At 36.7% G+C, this 1,885-nt stretch carries 2 protein-coding genes; both read right to left on the bottom strand.

Annotated features, from left to right (window positions below; translation table 11 throughout):
* Positions 1-285 (bottom strand): hypothetical protein (locus L4D09_RS28695; protein ID WP_428460942.1); only part of this gene is annotated, 285 nt, incomplete at its 3' end.
* 146 nt (positions 286-431) lie between these two features.
* Positions 432-1,661: an alpha-xenorhabdolysin family binary toxin subunit A gene (locus tag L4D09_RS28690; RefSeq protein WP_428460941.1), complete on the bottom strand. Its 1,230-nt coding sequence runs from the start codon at positions 1,659-1,661 to the stop codon at positions 432-434.
* Between the last annotated feature and the right edge of the window lie 224 nt (positions 1,662-1,885).

The following is a 1,885-nucleotide window of genomic DNA, read 5'->3' as shown; positions in this document are numbered from 1 at the left end:
GGTTATTATACTTTCGTTTATTGTTAAAGTATCCGAAACAATAACGATTGAATGAGGTTTGTTTTCACCACTAGTTAGTGAATAATCGTTAAGGATCGTACTAAGATCTAATGCTATACCTGATATGATGTAGGCTCCACCGTCATTTATTGTTTTAACGTCATTAACACGATCTGGTATGTTTGTTGGAGTAGGAATTTGGTAGATATTAACCCATTCACTTGAGTTTACATGGAATGAAAGTAACAAATACACCGTAATAATTATCGATTTTAAAAGGTTCATATGTTCGTCCTTGCTGCTAACCTTATTGTTCAATAAATTACGGCATGAAATAATTGAACAGTTATATTGTCGTAAATATTGTTTACGACAGATAAAGGGATTCTCATTCGTCTCCAGCCTGAGATACAAGCTGGAGACGGTTTTGTTTATTCGACTATAACGTAGGCATTTTGAGCAAAAGTTCTGGCTTTTGTGCTGATGTCGCTCCACTTTGGTCCAACTGTTGCTGCAATAGGGCTACTTACTATTCCTGCAACCAATAAGTTTGCATTACGTAAAGCATCATCACTATCAAGTGAATTTAACGCAGTAATTAAAGAATCGAAATCACTTTCTAGTTCTTGCCAGTGCTGTTGTACTTTTTTGAATTTTGGTAATGCATTGTTAATGTGCGTTATCATGTCATCAATATTTGTATGAGCAATTTCATATGAAGCTGATAGGTTTATTGCATGTTCGAGATCTTGCTGCGCACTATTGATTTCTTCATTTAGGTCAGCAATCCTTTTTTCTATTCTTTCTTTTTGGGCTCCTTCTATGCTGCCACATATCAACAACACCAGCGGGCCGCCGATTGAACAAAGGCCTATATTCCGTTTAGTTTCATCCAGATGTGATCTTTCTCCTGCTATTTCTTCATTTAATAATCTAACTTTTTCTCTGAAGTCACTAATTGTGCTTTGGTTTAGCAAGTCTCCAAAGCTGGCTTCAATGCCATCTAACTGTGCTTTTTGCGTTTCAACTTCGGCTGAAAACTGTTTTAGGTTTTCGACAGCGTCACTTGTTGATTGCTGCTGATCTTTTGTGAAGTTTATCAAAACATTTAAAAATGATATGGCGGCATCACGGTTAACTGCGGCGGCAGGAAGGTTCATCATTAGCGCATTTTGTTGAAGCTGGGTGAGTTGATCCATTAATGGAACGATTAGCTGTGGGTGTATGTCAGCGTAATTTGCAAGCTTTAAGGCCAAGTCAACAATTTCAGGGTAGAGGGAGGAATTCCACTCGTGTCCTGAATTATAAATACTTTGAAACTCAGTGAGTAAGTTTTGGTACTGGTATGAGAAATCAGCTTGATCAGGTAGTTTTGTTAGAACCCTTAAAGAAGCTTCCGTTCTTGGGAGTGACACTGCGGCGGTTGCATAAGCTTGAATTTGGTACCATTCACTGATTGAAAGCAATGATGTATCTGATCCAGTATCAATAAATAGTAGATCGTCGCCAAAGTCACCCTGAATTGCATCATAGTCTATGGCAGGGATTTCAGTATTGGCTTGCGCATCTAGTATCGGTGAAATGCTAAGCCCTAATACAGTTAAGGCAATGAAATGCTTTTTACTTTTGTTCAGCATGGTATTTATGTTCGAAGTCATCATTCACATCCTTTTTTGTTGACGAACAGGCTTGTACTACTTTCAACAAAACTATGGTTCTTTTTATGAACAGTAGATGTGACGTATATTTGGTTTTTATTTATATCAATACCTGATTATGTATTGATGTTTATCATGCTAGATAAAAAATATAAAATCATTGATTTCATTAGCTTTTTAGTAGCGTCACATTTTAATGAATTGATTAAAACGGATAAGGAAGGATG

Origin of the sequence: Photobacterium makurazakiensis (assembly GCF_050336715.1) — a bacterium.
In the GTDB taxonomy this organism is placed as follows: domain Bacteria; phylum Pseudomonadota; class Gammaproteobacteria; order Enterobacterales; family Vibrionaceae; genus Photobacterium; species Photobacterium makurazakiensis.
Note: the sequence above shows the minus strand (reverse complement) of the source record. Positions and strands in the feature narration are given on the sequence as shown.